Annotated in this window: 15 protein-coding genes; 3 read left to right on the forward strand and 12 right to left on the reverse strand. The window is 66.4% G+C overall.

Translation table 11 applies throughout. From position 1 onward, the window contains the following. The first annotated feature begins 111 nt into the window (after positions 1–111). The gene (locus tag PTT45_RS19735) at positions 112–873 is read left to right on the forward strand and encodes a hypothetical protein (protein WP_273815632.1); all 762 of its coding nucleotides are present in this window, start codon (positions 112–114) and stop codon (positions 871–873) included. A 7-nt stretch (positions 874–880) separates the two neighbouring features. Here PTT45_RS19735 and PTT45_RS19740 read toward each other — a convergent pair whose 3' ends face one another. The 6 genes from PTT45_RS19740 to PTT45_RS19765 form a co-directional block, all read right to left on the reverse strand. Beyond that, on the reverse strand, positions 881–3,466 hold the full coding sequence (locus tag PTT45_RS19740) for a LuxR C-terminal-related transcriptional regulator (RefSeq protein WP_273815633.1): 2,586 nt from the start codon (positions 3,464–3,466) through the stop codon (positions 881–883). Between the two features lie 133 nt (positions 3,467–3,599). Beyond that, positions 3,600–4,964, reverse strand: a complete 1,365-nt coding sequence (locus PTT45_RS19745; protein WP_273815634.1) for a DUF1329 domain-containing protein — start codon at positions 4,962–4,964, stop codon at positions 3,600–3,602. A gap of 14 nt (positions 4,965–4,978) precedes the next feature. Continuing rightward, positions 4,979–6,808: a DUF1302 domain-containing protein gene (locus tag PTT45_RS19750; RefSeq protein ID WP_273815635.1), complete on the reverse strand. Its 1,830-nt coding sequence runs from the start codon at positions 6,806–6,808 to the stop codon at positions 4,979–4,981. A 230-nt stretch (positions 6,809–7,038) separates the two neighbouring features. Next, entirely contained in the window at positions 7,039–8,370 is a 1,332-nt protein-coding gene (locus tag PTT45_RS19755) for a spinster family MFS transporter (RefSeq protein ID WP_273815636.1), read from the reverse strand. Positions 8,371–8,643: 273 nt separating this feature from the next. Further along, positions 8,644–9,867: a CaiB/BaiF CoA transferase family protein gene (locus PTT45_RS19760; RefSeq protein WP_273815639.1), complete on the reverse strand. Its 1,224-nt coding sequence runs from the start codon at positions 9,865–9,867 to the stop codon at positions 8,644–8,646. Between the two features lie 71 nt (positions 9,868–9,938). After that, on the reverse strand, positions 9,939–11,120 hold the full coding sequence (locus PTT45_RS19765) for an acyl-CoA dehydrogenase (RefSeq protein WP_273815641.1): 1,182 nt from the start codon (positions 11,118–11,120) through the stop codon (positions 9,939–9,941). A gap of 176 nt (positions 11,121–11,296) precedes the next feature. Between PTT45_RS19765 and PTT45_RS19770 the strand changes: the two genes are divergently transcribed. Further along, positions 11,297–12,202, forward strand: coding sequence for a LysR family transcriptional regulator (locus tag PTT45_RS19770; RefSeq protein WP_273815643.1), 906 nt, complete (start codon positions 11,297–11,299; stop codon positions 12,200–12,202). A 50-nt stretch (positions 12,203–12,252) separates the two neighbouring features. On the opposite strand, the gene PTT45_RS19775 is transcribed toward PTT45_RS19770, so the two are convergent. From PTT45_RS19775 to oscA, 6 genes are all read right to left on the reverse strand, one after another. Further along, complete coding sequence (locus PTT45_RS19775) at positions 12,253–13,014, reverse strand: hypothetical protein (RefSeq protein ID WP_273815645.1); 762 nt, start codon at positions 13,012–13,014, stop codon at positions 12,253–12,255. Between the two features lie 200 nt (positions 13,015–13,214). Further along, positions 13,215–14,204, reverse strand: a complete 990-nt coding sequence (locus PTT45_RS19780; RefSeq protein WP_273815647.1) for a sulfate/molybdate ABC transporter ATP-binding protein — start codon at positions 14,202–14,204, stop codon at positions 13,215–13,217. Positions 14,205–14,207: 3 nt separating this feature from the next. Beyond that, positions 14,208–15,080, reverse strand: coding sequence for a sulfate ABC transporter permease subunit CysW (cysW, locus tag PTT45_RS19785; RefSeq protein ID WP_273815649.1), 873 nt, complete (start codon positions 15,078–15,080; stop codon positions 14,208–14,210). A gap of 10 nt (positions 15,081–15,090) precedes the next feature. Further along, positions 15,091–15,909 carry a sulfate ABC transporter permease subunit CysT gene (gene cysT / locus PTT45_RS19790; RefSeq protein WP_273815651.1) on the reverse strand — a complete coding sequence of 273 codons (819 nt, stop codon included), beginning with the start codon at positions 15,907–15,909 and terminating at the stop codon, positions 15,091–15,093. A gap of 158 nt (positions 15,910–16,067) precedes the next feature. Continuing rightward, positions 16,068–17,066, reverse strand: coding sequence for a sulfate ABC transporter substrate-binding protein (locus PTT45_RS19795; protein WP_273815653.1), 999 nt, complete (start codon positions 17,064–17,066; stop codon positions 16,068–16,070). Positions 17,067–17,173: 107 nt separating this feature from the next. Then, positions 17,174–17,356, reverse strand: coding sequence for a sulfur starvation response protein OscA (gene oscA / locus PTT45_RS19800; protein WP_273815655.1), 183 nt, complete (start codon positions 17,354–17,356; stop codon positions 17,174–17,176). Positions 17,357–17,636: 280 nt separating this feature from the next. Here oscA and PTT45_RS19805 point away from each other — a divergent pair, with 280 nt between their 5' ends. Next, on the forward strand, positions 17,637–18,605 hold the full coding sequence (locus PTT45_RS19805) for a GGDEF domain-containing protein (protein WP_273815657.1): 969 nt from the start codon (positions 17,637–17,639) through the stop codon (positions 18,603–18,605). Positions 18,606–18,687 lie beyond the last annotated feature (82 nt).

The raw sequence follows: 18,687 nt of genomic DNA on the forward strand, positions 1-18,687 counted from the left end.
GTGCATGGCCATGAGAGATAGGAAGCCTGCGCGGCGGGCGCTTGCCCCTAGAATCGGGCGATCGCCGCGCCTTGCGGCGGTGTCGATCCTCCCTCAGTGAAGAGACCCGGCATGCGTGTAGTTCGCCTGTTGTTGATCGGCTGCGCCCTGGCCCTGAGCCTGTCTGCGCGCGCCCAGGAAAGTCTGGCGCTGGAGCTGCTCCAGCTCGATGCCTGCCGCAGTGTCGGCAGTTTTCTCCGCCTGCGTGGCGAGGGCCTGCAGGCCGAGCACCTGGCGGCCGTGCGCCGCGACAGCGCGCAGCTGCAGGCGGACTTCGAGAGCCTGCCCGAGGCCCAGCGCGGGCAGCTGCAGGAGCCCTACGCGCGGCTGCTGGCCAGCCTGCAGGAGGGCCTGGGCTTCGGCCCGGCGGAGGAAGATGTGCCGTGGCGTTATCCGGAGCAGCTCAGTCGTGCGCTGGTCGATCTGCTCAAGGGCGCCGAGGCGCTGGATGGCGGAGCCGAGGATTCGCCGCTGATGGTCGCCACCAAGCTCGAGCTGCTCAACGCGCAATACGCGGCGCAGGCCTACCTCGGCTACTTCGAGGCCGCGCCGGGGGCGGATGATTCCTACCTCAGCCGCAGCGAACAGCAGCTGCTCGACGAGCTGGACGCGGCCATGGCCACCCTGCTGCCGCAGCTGGCGGCTCGGGCCGACGACCAGGGCCGGCGTGCCGGTGCCGACTGGCGCTACCTGCGCATGGCCCTCGGCGACTTCGACCGCGCCGGCCGCGCCCGCCTGGGGCGCTCCGGGCGGCCGCTGGCGCCGCTGATGGTCGGTCGCCACGCCCGTGGCATGAGCGAGCGCCTGCAGACGCTGGTGCTGGCCGCTCGCTGAGCCGCCGTCAGCCCAGCCAGCCCTCGGCCTTGGCTCGCGCCACGGCCTGGGTGCGGCGCTGCACGCCGAGCTTGACGTTGATCCGCCGCGCGTGGGTTTTCACCGTGTGCAGCGAGATGTACAGCTGCTCGGCGATCTGCTGGTTGGAGTGGCCCTGGGCGATCAGCCCGAGCACGGCCAGCTCGCGCTTGCTCAGCAGCGACTCGCTGGGTTCGCCCTGGCTCACGTCGCCGGCCAGCTGCCGTGGCCACAGATCATCCTCGGCCAGCCAGTCCGGCAGGCGCGCCTGCAGTTCCAGCAGCGGGCGTAGCTGCTGCTGGCGGCGGACCTCGCCGGCGCCGATGCGCAGCAGGGCCTCGGCCTCCTCCTCGCGCCCGGCCTGGTGCAGGGCCTCGGCCTGGATCAGGCGCACCTGGGTGGCCAGGCTGTGGTGACCGCTGCGCCTGCAGCCGTCGTGCAGTTGCTGCAGGGCGGCCAGCGCGGCCTCCTGTTCACCGAGAAGCAGATCGGCTCTGGCCAGGGCCAGCTGGGCACGCGGCAGCAGGTCGTAGAAGCCGGAAGGCGCCAGCTGGTCGCTGCCTTCCAGGCGCCGGCAGATGCTGAGGAAGGCATGCCGTGCGCGCTGGGCATCGCCCTGGCGCAGCCACAGGTTGCCCTGGGCCAGCAGCAGGACATCGCGATAGCGCACCTCGGGCACGTGCAGCCACTGCATCTGCCGCTCCGCGCGGCGCAGCAGCTGCAGCGCCTGTTCGCTATCGTCGCGATGGGTGGCCAGCTCGGCGAGGCCGAGATAGCCGAACAGCAGGTAGGCATCCTCGCAGGATTCGGCCTCGCGCAGGCCGGTCTGCAGCGTCTCGCGCGCCGCCTCGATGTCGCCGCGCACGGCCAGGATATTGCCGCGCAGCAGCAGCAGGCGCGCCAGCACCGGACCGCGCAGCGCCGCGCCCTGCAGCGACTGCAGGCATTGCTCGGTGTGTTCGAGGGCGCGCTCGTGCTCGCCCTGCATGTTCAGCAGGTGGATGTAGTCGACGCTGAGCAGCGCCTCGAACAGCACGTTGCCGCGCAGGCGCGCCAGGCGCAGGCCCTCGTGGCTGTGCTGCTGCGCGCGCGGCAGGTCGCACTCGGCCATGGCCTGCTGGGCCAGGGCCTGCTGGCAGAGGATGTGCAGTGACCAGGCGGACTCGGGCAGCTCGCGCAGTGCCTCCAGGCAGTGCTCGCGGGCGCTGCTCAGGCCGCGCTGGCGTTGCAGTACGCCGAGCACCGCCTGGTAGTGGGCGATCAGCTGCGCCTGGCGCTGGGCGGTGGGTTGCGGCAGGAAGCGGCCGACCTCGGCCAGGCAGGCGTCGACCTCGTCCAGGCGGGTGCAGATGATCAGCGCCCAGGCCTGCAGCATGAGCAGCCGCGGAGTGCTGTTGAACAGGCTGGCGGGCAGCTCGTCGCGCCAGTGCAGGAACTGCGCGACGCTCTGCCCGATCAGCAGCTGGTCCTGGCCGAAGCGCTGCAGATAGCTGGCCGCCACGTCCGGTTGTTCGGCCCACAGGGCGTGCTCCACGGCCTCGCGTACCGCGCCCTGGCCGGCGAACCACTGGCAGGCGCGGATATGCGCATGCACCGGGGCCTGGCCGCCGGGCAGGCGTTTGAGCATGGCCGCCAGCGGCTGCCACAGACGGAACCACTCGCCGCAGCTGTCCAGGCTGTGCAGGAACAGCTGGCGCTGGCGCAGTTGCTCCAGCACGCCGGCGCCGCCCTGTTCTTCCAGCAGGTGCTCGCACAGTTCGGCGGAGAAGCGCGGCATGTGCGCCAGCACGAACAGCGCGTGGCGCAGCGGCGATGGCAGTGCCGCGAGGACCTCGCGTTCGAGGTAGTCGAGCAGCAGCGGGGTGCCGGCGCTGAGGCGCTGGGCCAGGTTGTCGGCGTTGCCGCCGATCAGCAGCAGGCAGACGCCGGCCAGCCAGCCCTCGCTGTGTTGCATGAGCTGGCCGGTGAGCTCGTCGGGCAGGTGTTGCTGGCGCTGTTGCAGCAGGCGTTCGAGCTCGCCGGCGTCGAGGGCCAGGTCATGGGCGTCGATCTCCTGCAGGTCGCCCTGCAGCAGCAGGCGCGGCAGGTTCCAGGCCGGTCGACGGCGCCCGCCGATCCACCAGCGCAGGGTGTGTGGGGCGCGTTCGAGCAGGCGGTCGAGGCACTCGTCGAGCTCCGCGCAGGGTTGGCGCGGATAGTCGTCGAGGATGATCCACAGCGGCTGTTCGATGCGGCCAAGAAGCAGGCCGAGTTCGGCGCAGGGCTCGCCATCGCTGTGTGGCAGCTGCAGGGCGGCGGAGAGGCGGGCCAGCAGTTCGGCCGGGCTGTGCGGGTGGCCGAGCAGGTCGAGCCACACCACGCGGGTACCGTGTGGCGCCTGGCGCGCACATTCGCCCAGCAGCACGCTCTTGCCGAAACCGGCAGGCGCGCAGACCAGGGTCAGGCGGCTATCGCCGGACAGCAGCGCCTGGGTCAGCCGTGGGCGGGCGATATGCGCCGCCGGCAGGCGGGGTAGCGAAGGATCGGGCTGGCGCACAGCGGCAGCCGGATGCAGGGCGCGAACCTTGTCGTGCATGGTCGTGGCCTCGGCTCTTGTAGTTGTTGTAGCGAGAGGTCGATCTTATCCAATTCATTGCCCGCATGACTGCCGCGGACAAAAAAGGCGACCGCTGGGGTCGCCTCAAGTTGGAGCAGCGTTGCGATGAAACTCAGCGTACGCCGGCGTTGCGCAGTGCAGCCGGAGTGAAGTCCACGGCCGAGGCCTGAGTGCCGTAGCGCACGGCGCTCTTCTCCTCGTTGGCCATGCCGATGGCCAGGTAGCGGCCGGCGATGATGTCGTACAGCGCCTCGAAGGCGTACACCGGCACCTGCTGGTCGAACTGCTGGATCAGCATGGCCTGGCCTACGCGCCACAGCTGGCCGCGACCGTCATAGTGCTCGGACACGGCGATCTGCCAGCTGTCCTCGTCGATGAAGAAGCGACGCTTGGCGTAGATGTTGCGCTCGCCGGACTTCAGCGTGGCCTCGACTTCCCAGACGCGGTGCAGCTCGTAGCGCGCCAGGTCCTGGTTGGTGTGGCCGGCCTGGATGATGTCGTCGTATTTCACCTGCGGCGAGGCGATGCGGTAGTTGTTGTACGGGATGTACAGCTCACGCTTGCCGACCAGCTTCCAGTCGTAACGGTTGGGTGCACCGTTGTACATGTCGAAGTTGTCCGAGGTACGCAGGCCATCAGCGGCGGTACCCGGACCGTCGTAGGCAACCTGCGGGGCACGGCGTACGCGGCGCTGGCCGGCGTTGTACAGCCAGGCCATGCGCGGCTCCTTGATCTGGTCCAGGGAGTCGTGCACCAGCAGTACGTTACCCGCCAGGCGCGCCGGCGCGGTTACGCGCTGTTTGAAGAACAGCAGGGCGTTCTCGGCCTTCTTCGCATCCAGCCCCTTGGTGTCGTTGGGGAAGGCTACTTCGTCCTCGAAGTGCACCAGGGTGTAGCTGCCGTTGGCCTGCGGAGCGGCCTGCACGATGGTGCGCTGCAGGTTGCCACCGCGGTAACGGGTGATGTGGTTCCACACCGCTTCCAGGCCGTTCTGCGGGATCGGGAAGGCGTAGTAGCGGCTGTCGGCGAAGCCGTTCAGGCCGTTGCCACCCTCGATCAGGCTGGTGTTGGCCGCGCTCTTCTTGGCTGCCTCATAGATCTTGTCCGGCAGGGCGACGCTACGATGGCTGGGGTAGACCGCCATCTTGTAGGTCTCCGGGTAGCGCTTGAACATGGCCAGTTGGCCGGCGGCCAGCTTGTCCTTGTACTGCTCGACGTTCTGCGCGGTGATGGTGAACAGCGGTTGCTCGTTGGCGAACGGGTCGGCCAGGAAGCCGCCCGGCAGCACGGTGGCGGCGTTGGTCGGCAGGCCACCGGTCCAGGCCGGGATGCTGCCGTCGGCGTTACCGGCCTTCTCGGCGCCCAGCGGAGTCAGGCTGCTGCCGAGCTTGCCCGCTTCCTCCGGTGACACCGCGGCGAGCACGCTGCCTGCGAGCAGCGACAGGGTGAGGGCAGTGATCAGTTTTGTTGTTTTCATCTCGATCGATTCCCTTAGAAGTTCACACCGACGCTGAACGCGAGGAAGTCGCGGTCGACGATCGGGTTGTAGTCACCACCGAAGAAGTCGGTGTAGGACAGGCTGGCGGTGTAGGTGTTGGCGTATTCGGCATCGAGACCGATGCTCACGGCCTTGGCGCCTTCGTTGAAGGTCGGGCCATAGCCATCCACGTCGTGCGACCAGGAGACGTTCGGCTTCAGGTTGATGCCGGCGAACACGTCGCTGTAGTCCCAGATGGCACGGGCGCGGTAACCCCAGGAAGTGTTGGTGTAGAAGCCGTGGTAGCCGTATTCCTCGGCTGCGGCCAGGTTGGAGGCGGCGGTACCGTAAGGCGAGCCATAGATCGAGTCGCGGCCGTAGCGCAGCTCGTCCTTGTGCTCCAGGCCACCGATGTGGGTGACACCGAGTTCACCCACCAGGGTCAGGCGATCGGCGCCCATGACCTGGTCGAAGAAGTGGGTCAGGGTGGTCTGTGCCTGGGTCACTTCCTTGCGGTTGTAGCCACGGCTGATGGCGCCGGCCTGGGCCAGGGCGCCAGCGAAACCGCCAGTGGCGGCAGCACCGGCGACCGAGGTGGCCAGCTTGCCGGTCATGTCGGTGGTGTTGATCTGCAGCGGCATGTTCGGCCGGTAGCTGATCTCGCCGGACCAGGCGGTGCCGGTGGGTAGCGAGGTGGAGAAGCTCAGGCCGTACAGGCGGATGTCCTCGGGGTACTCGAGGAAGTAGCTGCCACGGCCGAGCAGGATCGGCTGGGCCAGGGCGCCGCCGAGGGTGGTCAGCGCGGCGGTGATGTCCGCGGCGTTGGCGTTCTGCATGCTCAGGTTGGGCGTGCGGCTGTGGTAGTTGATGAAGTAGGCGGCGTATTCCGCCTCGTCACCCATCCAACGCAGGGCTGTACCGAACTGGCCGCTGTCCTTGGCATCGCGGTCGCCGCCGCGCGGCACGATCAGGCCTTCGTCGGTGACATTCACCTGGGCCATGGCGGCCTGGGCGTCCGGGCCGAAGCCACCAGACTTGGCGGCCTGGATCGAGGCGATCGAGCTCGGGCCGAGGATGTTGTAGTTGTTGTCGCAACCGTCAGCGACCACGTCGGCGCCGGCGAAGAAGGTGCCGCAGTTGTCGGCTACCGTCTGGTCCCACTCGAGCTGGTAGAAGGCCTCGGCGGACAGCTGGTCGGTGATGCTCTGCGACAGGTAGAACATGTTGACCGGGATCAGGCCTTCCTTGATCTCCGCGCCAGGGCGGCGGAAGGCGGCGGCGTCGATCGGGTTGATCGCGTTGATGCTGTTGCCGATGAAGGTGCTTTCACCCCAGCTCACCACCTGCTTGCCCAGGCGCGCCGAGCCCGGCAGTTCGCCGATGGCGTAGTTGTGGTAGACGAAGGCGTCGAGGATCTCGGCGCCGGAGGACTGTGCGGCCTGCTTGCGGTTGGAGTCGTCGATGTCCTTCCACAGGCGGCTCTCGTCCTTCAGCTCGAAGTCGTACCAGTACTTGCCGCGCACGAACACGCCGGTGTCGCCGTATTTCAGCTCGAGGTCGTGGATGCCCTTGAAGATCTTCGAGAAGGTCTCGCCCTTCTTGAAGTTCAGGCGACCGTCGTCGCCGGTCTGGGTGAAACCGGTGCCGCCGTTGGCTTCACCGATCAGGTCCGGATCTGCGCTGCGCATGGACCAGCTGGCGCCGACGGACATGGACGAGTCGAGCTGGCCCTCGATCTCCCCGATATTGAAGTTGACGGCATGCGCCGGTGCGACAGAACCGAGGGCGATGGCCAGGGCGAGGGTGTGCGGCTGGAAGATTCCGGGCCTTGTTGTTTTTGTCATGAGGCTCTCCGTGAATGGGGGTGCAACTGAGCGCACCCTACCCAGCGGATGACAGGCTTATAAGCGCACCAAGGATGTATTTGGCGTGTAGCCCGAAAGGATTAATGGCGTTATCTGGCGGGCCCTGAAGGTGGCAGAAATCGGGTGAATGGGCGGTCATAAACGAAACCCCCTGGCAACAAAAAAGCCCCGCCATGGGCGGGGCTTGCTGGAGCGTCGCAGGAAGGATGTCAGGCCGGGTTGAGCGACCACTGCTGCAGGCGCTGCAGGCTCTCGCGGTAAGGATGCAGGCCGCGCCAGAGCAGGATGATCGACGAACACACCGCGAGGCTGGTGACGATCAGCAGCGAGTAGCGCAGGGCATTGTCGTCGGCGAACACGAAGTCGGTGACCAGGGCCACCGCGGTCGGGCCCAGGCCCAGGCCGATCAGGGTGATGACGAAGAGGTACAGGGCCGAGGCCTGGCCGCGCATCGAGTTGGGCATGATCTCCTGGATCGCTGCCGGGGCTACGCCGAACGGCATGCTGAGGAAGAACACGGTGGGCGCCATCAGCACGCAGGACCAGAAGGCATCGCCCATCAGCGGGAAGGCTAGAACGAAGGGCAGGGCGCCGATGGCGGCGTACAGGCCGACGCGCATGTTGGCGTCACTGTGGCCGTGCTTGGCCAGCCAGTCGGCCAGGCGCCCGCCGAAGACGATGCCGAGGCAACCGAACACCGCAACCAGCGACCCATAGACGATGCCAACCTGGCCGGCGTCCCAGCCATAGGTGCGGATGTAGAAGGTCGGAATCCAGGCGGCGCTGCCGTAGCCGGCCAGCGACAGGCCGGCGAAGCCGAGGTTGTGGCACAGCACGGTGCGGCGGTTGCTGCGGATATAGCGGCCGACATCCGCCAGCGGAATGGCCACGCCGGCGCCGACGCCGCGGCGTGCCGGCTCGCGCACGGCCAGCATCAGCAGGGTGAACAGTACGCCGGCGGCGCCGAGGATGAGGAAGATCAGCTGCCACGGGCGTACCTCACCGAACACCGGAAGGTGTACGTCACCCTGGGCCGAGGCGAACTGGATCACCAGGCCACCGAGCAGGAAGGCGATGCCTGAGCCGAGGTACACCCCCATGCCGTACACCGCCATGGCGGTGGCGCGGCGGTTGGGCGGGAAGCTGTCGGCGATCAGCGAGTAGGCGGCGGGCGACAGGGCCGCCTCGCCGACGCCGACGCCGATCCGGCAGATGAGGAACTGCCAGTACAACTTGGCCATGCCGCAGGCGGCGGTGGCCGCGCTCCAGAACAGCACGCCGACGGCGATCAGGCCGCGCCGACTCTTGGTGTCGGCCAGGCGACCGAGCGGGATGCCGCACACGGTGTAGAACAGGGCGAAGGACAAGCCCATCAGCAGGCTCATCTGCGTATCGGTGATATCGAGGTCGCGGCGGATCGGGCCCACCAGCAGGTTGAGGATCTGCCGGTCGATGAACGACAGCACGTAGGCAACCATCAGGATGGTGACTGTGACCCAGGCAGAAAGGCTGGAGGGATAACCGTTGTTGTTATTGGACATGGTCAGGGGCTCCGCGGCGCCGTCATGGCACGCTTTGGGGTGACTGGTGTGACCCCAGCTTAGGACCGGATAACCAAGGCTTAGTATCGCTCGAAGGTACTATCAGCAAATTGAATCAGGTTGATGTCCACTCGCTGATGACTGTTACCAGGTGCGTAACGGCGCGCAGCCGCCAGCCCATGGCGCGGCCGGGAACAGCGGCAGCGCCTGCTGGGCAGGGCAGTGGCGAATAGTGCCGGCCCGTACTGGCGAGCCGGTGGCGCAGGTCGTGGTTCAGATCACCGCATCGCGACGCAGATTGGCGATCTGCTCGGCGTCCAGGCCGAGCAGGCGTTGCAGCAGGGCGTCGGTGTGCTCGCCGAGCAGTGGTGGCGCCATCCGGTAGTCCACCGGGGTGGCGGACAGGCGCAGCGGGCTGGCGACCTGCGGGGTGACGCTGCCCATGCCGTTGGCCATGTCCACGCGCAGGCCGCGGGCCTGCACCTGCGGGTCGGCGAACACCTGGGCCAGGTCGTTGATCGGCCCGCACGGCACGCCGGCCGCTTCCAGCAGCGCGACCCACTCGGCGGTGGTCTTGAACACCGTGGCCTGGCGCAGTAGTGGGATCAGTTCGGCGCGGTTGGCCACGCGAGCCTTGTTGGTGGCAAAGCGCGGGTCGTCGGGCAAAGCCGGGAGTCCGGCGACTTCGCAGAACTTGCGGAACTGCCCGTCGTTGCCCACGGCGAGGATGAAGTCGCCGTCGGCGGTGGGGAAGTCCTGGTACGGCACGATATTCGGGTGGGCGTTGCCCAGGCGCTTGGGTGCCGCGCCGGTGGCCAGATAGTTCATCGCCTGGTTGGCCAGGCAAGCCACCTGCACGTCGAGCAGGGCCACGTCGATGTACTGGCCCTGGCCGCTGTGCTCGCGGGCGTTCAGCGCGGCCAGCACGCCGACGGTGGCGTACAGGCCGGTGAGGATGTCGGTGAGCGCCACGCCGACCTTCATCGGCCCGGCGCCGTCTTCGCCATCCGGTTTGCCGGTCAGGCTCATCAGCCCGCCCAGACCCTGGATCATGAAGTCGTAGCCGGCGCGCTTGGCGTAGGGGCCGCCCTGGCCGAAACCGGTGATCGAGCAGTAGATCAGCCGTGGATTCACCGCCTTCAGCGACTCGTAGTCGAGGCCATAGGCCTTGAGGCCGCCGACCTTGAAGTTCTCCAGCACCACGTCGCACTGCGCCGCCAGCTCGCGCACCAGGCGCTGGCCCTCGGCCTGGGTGAAGTCCAGGGTCAGCGACTGCTTGTTGCGGTTGGCGCACTGGAAGTAGGCCGCCTCGCGGCTGTCGTTGCCGTCGGCGTCCTTGATGTAGGGCGGGCCCCAGTGGCGGGTGTCGTCGCCGCTGCCGGGACGCTCGACCTTGATCACCTCGGCGCCGAGGTCGGCGAGGATCTGCCCGGCCCAGGGGCCGGCCAGCACGCGGGACAGGTCGAGGACACGGATATGGGACAGGGCGCCGGGCATGGGATCACCTGGATGTGCTGCGGGGTAGGAGAGGCAGGCCGCGACGGGCCTGCCTAGTCGAGCCGGCGGGTTTAGAAGAACGCCTGCAGGCCGGTCTGCGCGCGGCCGAGGATCAGCGCATGCACATCGTGGGTGCCCTCGTAGGTGTTGACCACCTCGAGGTTGACCAGGTGGCGGGCCACGCCGAACTCGTCGCTGATGCCGTTGCCGCCCATCATGTCGCGGGCCATGCGCGCGATATCGAGGGACTTGCCGCAGCTGTTGCGCTTCATGATCGAGGTGATTTCCACCGCGGCGGTGCCTTCGTCCTTCATCCGGCCCAGGCGCAGGCAGCCTTGCAGGGCCAGGGTGATCTCGGTCTGCATGTCGGCCAGCTTCTTCTGGATCAGCTGGGTCTGCGCCAGCGGGCGGCCGAACTGGGTGCGGTCCAGGGTGTACTGGCGCGCGGTGTGCCAGCAGAACTCGGCGGCGCCCAAGGCGCCCCAGCTGATGCCGTAGCGGGCGGAGTTGAGGCAGGTAAACGGACCTTTCAGGCCACGCACGTCGGGGAAGGCGTTCTCTTCCGGGCAGAACACGTTGTCCATGACGATCTCGCCCGTGATCGAGGCGCGCAGGCCGACCTTGCCGTGGATCGCCGGGGTGCTCAGGCCTTCCCAACCCTTCTCCAAGACGAAGCCACGGATCTCGCCGGCGTCGTCCTTGGCCCAGACCACGAACACGTCGGCGATCGGACTGTTGGTGATCCACATCTTGGCGCCGCTGATGCGGTAGCCGCCGTCGACCTTCTTGGCGCGGGTGATCATCGAGCCCGGGTCGGAGCCGTGGTTCGGCTCGGTCAGGCCGAAGCAGCCGATGTATTCGCCGCTGGCCAGCTTGGGCAGGTACTTCTGCTTGGTCGCCTCGTTACCGAATTCGAAGATCGGCACCATCACCAGGGAGGACTGCACGCTCATCATCGAGCGGTAGCCGGAGTCGATGCGCTCCACTTCGCGGGCGATCAGGCCGTAGCACACGTAATTCAGGCCGCTGCCGCCGTAGGCCTCGGGGATGGTGGCGCCGAGCAGGCCGGTCTCGCCCATCTCGCGGAAGATCGCCGGGTCGGTCTTCTCATGGCGGAAGGCTTCCAGCACGCGCGGGGCCAGCTTGTCGGCGGCGAACTGCTGGGCGCTGTCGCGCACCATGCGTTCCTCTTCGGTCAGCTGCTGGTCCAGCAGGAGCGGGTCGATCCAGTTGAAGCTTGCCTTGGCGGCCATGGGCGAATCCTCGAAACGGGGGCAGTGGAAGCCGGCGCTGGCCGGACGATGGAGAGAGACTAGGCCGGGCGGCTGTCCTGGGCAAACGAGGATTTCGCACGCTGTTGTGCAGATAACTCACTCCGAGATAGCCTGAATAGGCACTTTCTGCATTTCAGATTGAGGTCTATGCATAGATGCGCCGCAGGATTCCCAGTACCGCCGCCTTGGTGGCCTTCGAATCGGCCGCTCGCCACCAGAGTTTCACTCGCGCCGCCGACGAGCTGGCGCTGACTCAGAGCGCGGTGTGCCGGCAGATCGCCGGGCTCGAGGAGTTCCTTGGCATCGAGCTGTTCCGCCGCTCGCGGCGCGGCGTGCGCCTGACCGAAGCAGGCCTGGCCTACAGTCGCAAGGTGGCGGCGCAGCTCGATGCAGTGGAGCGTGACACTCTGGCCGCCATGGGCCAGCAGGGCGCCCAGGGCCTGGAGCTGGCGGTAGTGCCGACCTTCGCCACGCAGTGGCTGGTGCCGCGCCTGAAGGACTTCCAATTCCTGCACCCGGAGGTCACGGTGCACCTGACCAACCGCACCCGGCCCTTCCTGTTCGCCGATACCGGTTTCGATGCCGCCATCTACTTCGGCGACGGCGAGTGGTCTGGTACCGAGGCGCATGTGCTGATGCCCGAGGAGCCTGTGCCGGTATGCAGCACCGAGCTGTTGGCGGGGCGTGAGCAATTTAGCGCCGCCGAGTTGGCCAGCCTGCCGCTGTTGCAGCAGAGCACCCGGCCCTACGCCTGGCGCCAGTGGTTCGCTGCCCAGGGGGTGAGCACGCCGCGCGACCTCGGCGGGCCGCGCTACGAGCTGTTCTCCATGCTGGCCCAGGCGGCCAGTCATGGCATGGGCGTGGCGCTGATCCCACCCTTCCTGATCGAGCGCGAGCTGGCCGAGGGCCGCCTGGTGCCGGCGCATCCGGCGGCGCTGCTGAGCAGCGACAAGGCCTACCGCCTGATGATTCCCGAGCGCAAGGTCGAGTCCGCCGCGCTGCGCGCCTTCCGCGACTGGCTGCTGCAGGCGGCGCGCGAGTACCGCGGCGAGCGGGCATGAAAAAGCCGGGCGGTGGCCCGGCTTTTCAGGGAGCTGGGGAAGGTCGTGGCTTACTGGCCGGCGACCTGGCCCAGGGAGATCCACTGCGACGTCATCGAACGTGCGTGGCGGTCCACGGTGGTCGGCGCGAAGGCGCGGCCGGAGGTGCTGGCTAGGGTGTTGCTGCCGCTGTTCATGTCCATCAGCGCGGCGCGCAGGAACTTCCAGCGGGTCTGCAGTTTGGCCAGGGCGGGGTTGCTCTTGCCGTCCATGCCGCCGAGTTCCTTGTCGATCTTCGGCACCAGGATGCGCTCGTCCTGGCCGACGTAGTTGTCGGTCTGCTCACGGGCGATCTCGAAGCTGCCGACATAGGAGCGGCTGAGGTACTGCACGGCCAGGTATTCGACCTGGGCGGGCAGCTCGCCGAGCGGGTCGGCATTGGGCACGGCACGGGCTACGGTCAGCAGTTCACGCAGGGACTGGGCCAGGTCCTGGGGATAGTCCCAGGGCATGTCGTCTTCTTTGGGGCCAAAGGAAACACCCTGGCGTAACTGGGTAACAAGTTTGTTGGTCAATCCGGGTATTTCCGAACTGGCGCTCATGGCTGCCTGGGAGGCTGTCTCCAGGTCGGCGATATCCTTCTCCAGACGCTGCAGATGCTCTTCCTGGAAGCCTTCGCCACGAACCAGCAGCAGGCTGCTGGTGGCTCGGCTGGCATATACCTGCACCTGTTCGGCGGCGGTCATGGCAGCGGCCTGGGCCATGGTGGAAAGCGTCGCCATGATCCCTAGCGTGATGGAAAACAACAGTCGAATCAAAGGACTACGATTCATCCCCGGTCGCTCCTTATTATTCTTGTCGGCGCGTGTCGTTCGGTTGGCCTACGGGCCGTTGGCAAGCGTGGCAAAAGCCTACTGCGCTTGCCATAGCAAAGGATGAGCCAAAAGAGTGATTTGCATCATGATTTTGGCGCCGCCAGACCGGCGGATACGCCGTACTGCCCGGGTCGGGGAGTACGGCGCGGGGCACCGGCTCAGAACGAGCTGTGCTGCTGCCAGACCTTGGGCTTGAAGTACAGGGTCTCGCCACGGGCCAGGCCGCTCAGGCTGTCGTGATCCTTGACCACTTCCGCCTCGATCAGCTCCTCCTGGCCGTCGACCTTGAGGGTCACCCGGGTGATGGCGCCGAGCGGGCGGATGTCGCGCACTTCCGCCGCGCGATGCTCCTCGATGGCCTGGCGCGACAGTGACACCTCGTGCGGGCGGAACAGCAGGTGTTCGTCGCCGCCCAGATGCAGGCGATTGGAGTCGCCGAGGAAGTGGTAGACGAAGTCGCTGGCGGGGTTCTCGTAGACCTCGCCCGGCGAGCCGATCTGCTCGATCACGCCCTTGTTCATCACCACGATGCGGTCGGCCACTTCCATGGCTTCTTCCTGGTCGTGGGTAACGAACACGGAGGTCAGGTTGATCTCCTCGTGCAGGCGCGCCAGCCAGCGGCGCAGCTCCTTGCGCACCTTGGCGTCGAGGGCACCGAAGGGTTCGTCGAGCAGCAGGATCTTCGGCTTCACCGCCAGGGCACGGGCCAGGGCGATGCGCTGGCGCTGACCACCGGATAGCTGCTCCGGGTAGCGGTCGGACAGCCAGTCGAGCTGCACCATGTTGAGCAGCTCGTGGACCTTCTCGGCGATCTCCGGCTCGCTCGGGCGCTCGCCCTTGGGCTTCATGCGCAGGCCGAAGGCGACGTTGTCGAACACCGTCATGTGACGGAACAGGGCGTAGTGCTGGAACACGAAGCCGACGTTGCGATCGCGCACGTCGTGCTGCGAGACGTCCTCGCCGTGGAACACGATGCTGCCGTTATCCGGGGTTTCCAGGCCGGCGATGATGCGCAGCAGGCTGGTTTTGCCGCAGCCGGACGGGCCGAGCAGGGCGACCAGCTCGCCGCTGCGGATGTCCAGGTTGATGTCGTTGAGGGCGCGGAAGGCGCCGAAGTGCTTGGTGACGTTACGGATTTCGATACTCATGGCTTATTCCTCATCGCCAGCAGACTTCAGACGGGACAGACGCGCTTCGCTCCACTGCTTGAGCAGCAGGATGACCAGCGCGAGCAGCAGCAGCAGGCTGGCGACGCTGAAGGCGGCGACGTGGTTGTATTCGTTGTAGAGGATCTCGACGTGCAGCGGCAGGGTGTTGGTGACGCCGCGGATGTGGCCGGAGACCACCGACACCGCGCCGAACTCGCCCATGGCCCGCGCGGTGCACAGCACCACGCCGTAGATCAGGCCCCATTTGATGTTCGGCAGGGTCACGTGCCAGAACATCTGCCAGCCGTTGGCGCCGAGCAGGCGCGCGGCCTCTTCCTCCTGGGTGCCCTGCTCCTGCATCAGCGGGATCAGTTCGCGGGCGACGAAGGGGAAGGTGACGAACAGGGTGGCCAGGACGATGCCGGGCACGGCGAAGACGATCTGGATGTCGTGGTCGGACAACCACGGGCCGAGCCAGCCCTGGGCGCCGAACATCAGCACGTAGATCAGACCGGCGATCACCGGCGACACCGAGAACGGCAGGTCGATCAGGGTCACCAGCACGCTCTTGCCGCGGAACTCGAACTTGGTCACGCACCAGGCGGCGGACACGCCGAACACCACGTTGAGCGGTACCGAGATGGCCACGGCGATCAGCGTCAGCTTCAGCGCGGCGATGGCGTCAGGCTCAATAATGGCCTCGAAGAAGGTACCGAAGCCGAGCTTCAGCGCCTCGCTGAGGACCACGTAGAGCGGCAGCAGAAGGAACAGGGCGAAGGCCAGCCAGGCCAGGCCGATGAGGACGCGGCGGCCGAGCACGTTGCCACGGCGGGACGCATTGGCGGCAGCTGCCGCAGTCAGGGATGCACTAGACATGGCGGGCTCCTCAAGGCCTCTCGATACGGCGCTGCAGCAGGTTGATCAGCAGCAGCAGGACGAAGGACACCACCAGCATCAGCACGCCGATGGCGGTGGCGCCGGTGTAGTCGTACTGATCGAGCTTGACCATGATCAGCAGTGGCAGGATCTCGGTCTTCATCGGCATGTTGCCGGCGATGAAGATCACCGAGCCGTACTCGCCGACGCCACGGGCGAAGGCCAGGGCGAAGCCGGTCAGCCAGGCTGGCAGCAGTGCCGGCACGAGGATGTGGCGGAACACCTGCAGCGGCTTGGCGCCCAGACAGGCGGCGGCTTCCTCGACTTCACGCGGGATGTCGGCCAGCACCGGCTGCACGGTACGCACCACGAACGGCAGGGTGACGAAGGTCAGTGCCAGGGTGATGCCGAGCGGGGTGTAGGCGATCTTGAAGCCGAGGTCGGTGGCGAACTGGCCGACCAGGCCGGACGGCGCGTACAGCGCGGTCAGGGCGATACCGGCGACCGCGGTGGGCAGGGCGAACGGCAGGTCGATCATCGCCTCGATGATCTTGCGCCCGGGGAAGCGGTAGCGCACCAGTACCCAGGCCAGCAGGGTACCGATCACACCGTTGACCAGGGCGGCGGCGAAGGCGGTGCCGAACGACAGCTTGAGTGCGGCGAGCACTCGGGGCGCGCTGATGATGTTCCAGAACTGCGTCCAGGTGAGGTCGAAGGTCTTGATGAACATGGCAGCCAGGGGAATCAGCACCAACAGGCTGAGGTACACCAAGGTGTAGCCCAGCGTCAGCCCGAAGCCGGGTATGACGGGGGAGATACGGCGTGACATTGTCTGTCCTTTATCTGCCTGGTTGTTGAGCAATCAGGATGCTCGGAAAGGTGGCGGGGCCACCGCTTCCTTGTCGCAACGAAGGGAAGCCGAGGCTTCCCTTGCGTTATCTGCAGTCGGGCCGGGGATTCTAACCCCTGTCGGCCCGCGGCATGGACTTACTGAGCTTGGTAGATCTGGTCGAACACGCCGCCGTCGTTGAAGAACTTCGGCTGAGCGCTCTTCCAGCCACCGAAATCGCTGTCGATGGTGACCAGCTTCAGGTTGGGGAACTGCTTGGTGAACTCGGCGGCGACCTTCTCGTCACGCGGACGGTAGAAGTTCTTCGCGGCGATGCGCTGGCCTTCCTCGCTGTACAGGTACTGCAGGTAGGCGGTGGCGATTTCGCGGGTGCCTTTCTTGTCGACGTTCTTGTCGACCACGGCCACCGGCGGCTCGGCCAGGATGGACAGGCTCGGCGCGACGATTTCGAACTGGTCGCCACCTTGTTCCTTCAGGGCCAGGAAGGCTTCGTTTTCCCAGGCCAGCAGCACGTCGCCGATCTTGTTGTTGACGAAGGTGATGGTCGAGCCGCGGGCGCCGGTGTCCAGTACCGGTACGTGCTTGTACAGCTCCTGCACGTATTCCTGCGCCTTGGCTTCGCTACCGTATTGCTGCTTGGCCCAGGCCCAGGCGGCCAGGAAGTTCCAGCGAGCGCCGCCGGAGGTCTTCGGGTTCGGGGTGATGACTTCCACGCCGTCCTTGGTCAGGTCGGCCCAGTCCTTGATGCCTTTCGGGTTGCCCTTGCGCACCAGGAACACGATGGTCGAGGTATAGGGAGTGCTGGACTGCGGCAGGCGGGACTGCCAGTCCTCGGGGATCAGTTTGCCCAGCTTGTTCAGTTCGTCGATGTCGCCGGCCAGGGCCAGGGTCACCACGTCGGCCTTGAGGCCGTCGATCACGGCGCGCGCCTGCTTGCCGGAGCCACCGTGCGACTGCTGCACGGTCACGGCTTCGTGGCCCTTGGCCTGCCAGTACTTGTTAAAGGCGGCGTTGTATTCCTGATACAGCTCGCGGGTCGGGTCGTAGGACACGTTGAGCAGTTCGCTGGCGGCAGCGGCCTGGCCGGCGAACAGGGCGGAGGCCAGGGCGGCCAGAGCGAAACGGCGAATGGACATGGTGCTACTCCTGAATACTCGAATGTTGTTCTTGGGTGTTGGCGTTCTGGTTGTTGCCCCGGCCGGCGCCTGGTGCTCGCGCGGCCGTTGCAGGAGATGCTCGGTGATCAGGCCGGCTTGCCGTGCTGGGCTTGCAGGCGGAATTTTTCCTTGCGTTCGATCTGCACCACCTGACCGTTGTGGACGGTGATCTCGACGGCGCCGAAGCGCAGGTTGTGCAGGGCGGACTGGATTTCGCGCAGGATGCTGGCTTCTTCCTGGCCTTCGACGCTTCTGAGAGTGGCGCTCATGATCTGCTCCTATGAATGGGGCCCGAGGTGGGCGTGGAGCGGATAGTAGGGGGAGATGATTTAGGCTTAAAAAGAATATTTAACGATTTATTTATTCTTTATTGATATATGTCGATGTTGATACCGCAGAATTTCACTCGGGTTCCCGTCGCTTAAATGCGGAACTCAAATTCCTGCCGCTCGTCACAAGCAGGCTTTCCAGGCATCGCCAGCGGTGCGCTGGCGCGCATAGTCTGTAGCCATGAACCCAGTAGCGATGAATCTCACGAGGCGGCGTCCGATGGACGACAACGAGCAGGCTCCCAGCGAGCTGGAGACCCTGACCCTGGCGCTGTTGCACAGCCGGGGTGAGGTCGAGCGCCTGCGCGAACGCGAACTGCTGGTCAGCAGCCTGCTGGCCAGCGTCAATGCCGTGCTGTGGGCCTTCGACTGGGAACAGCAGAAGATGGTCTACGTCAGCCCGGCCTACGAGCAGGTCTTCGGTCGCAGCGCTGCGCTGTTGCTGGCTGACTTCGGCGAGTGGCGCAACAGCATCTACCCGGACGACATGGAGTACGCCGAGCAGAGCTTGCAATCGGTGCTCGAGGTCGGCTCGGTGGAGCAGCGCGAGTACCGCATCATCCGCAACGATGGCGAGGTGCGCTGGCTCAGCGACAAGTGCTTCATCAGCCCGCCCAACCTGTTCGGTGGGCAGTCGCTGATCGTCGGCATCGCCGAGGACATCACCGAGAAGAAGGCCCTGCAGAGCGAACTGCATCGCCTGGCCACCAGCGACGTACTGACCGGCGCGAGCAACCGCCGCTATTTCTTCGAGCAGGCCGAGCAGCTATTCGCCGAGGCCCAGGCCAACAGCCGGCCGCTGGCCTTCCTGCTGCTGGACATCGACGACTTCAAGAAGATCAACGACGGCCACGGCCACCAGATGGGCGACCGCGTGCTGCAGCGCGTGGCTCACTGTGGCTCCTACGTGGTGCGGCGTGACGACCTGTTCGGGCGGATCGGCGGCGAGGAGTTCGCGGTGATCTTCCCCAACTGCGATGCGGCGCAGGCGCGCCAGGTTGCCGAACGCCTGCAGCGCGAGGTGCAGCGTTTGCAGTTCCCGGCCGACGAGGGCAGCTTCGGTGTGACCATCAGCCAGGGCATCACCGTGCTCGGCGAGGGCGACGAACTGGACGATCTCTACGCCCGCGCGGATGCGGCCATGTACCAGGCCAAGCGCCAGGGCAAGGACTGCATCGTTCTGGGGTGAAATTCGCTTAAAGGAATAAGCAAATGAATTCTTATTCCTTAACACTCGATTGATCCCTGCCTAGACTGGCCTCCGGAACGTT

The sequence above is a fragment of the Pseudomonas sp. Gutcm_11s genome (assembly GCF_028649395.1).
In the GTDB taxonomy this organism is placed as follows: domain Bacteria; phylum Pseudomonadota; class Gammaproteobacteria; order Pseudomonadales; family Pseudomonadaceae; genus Aquipseudomonas.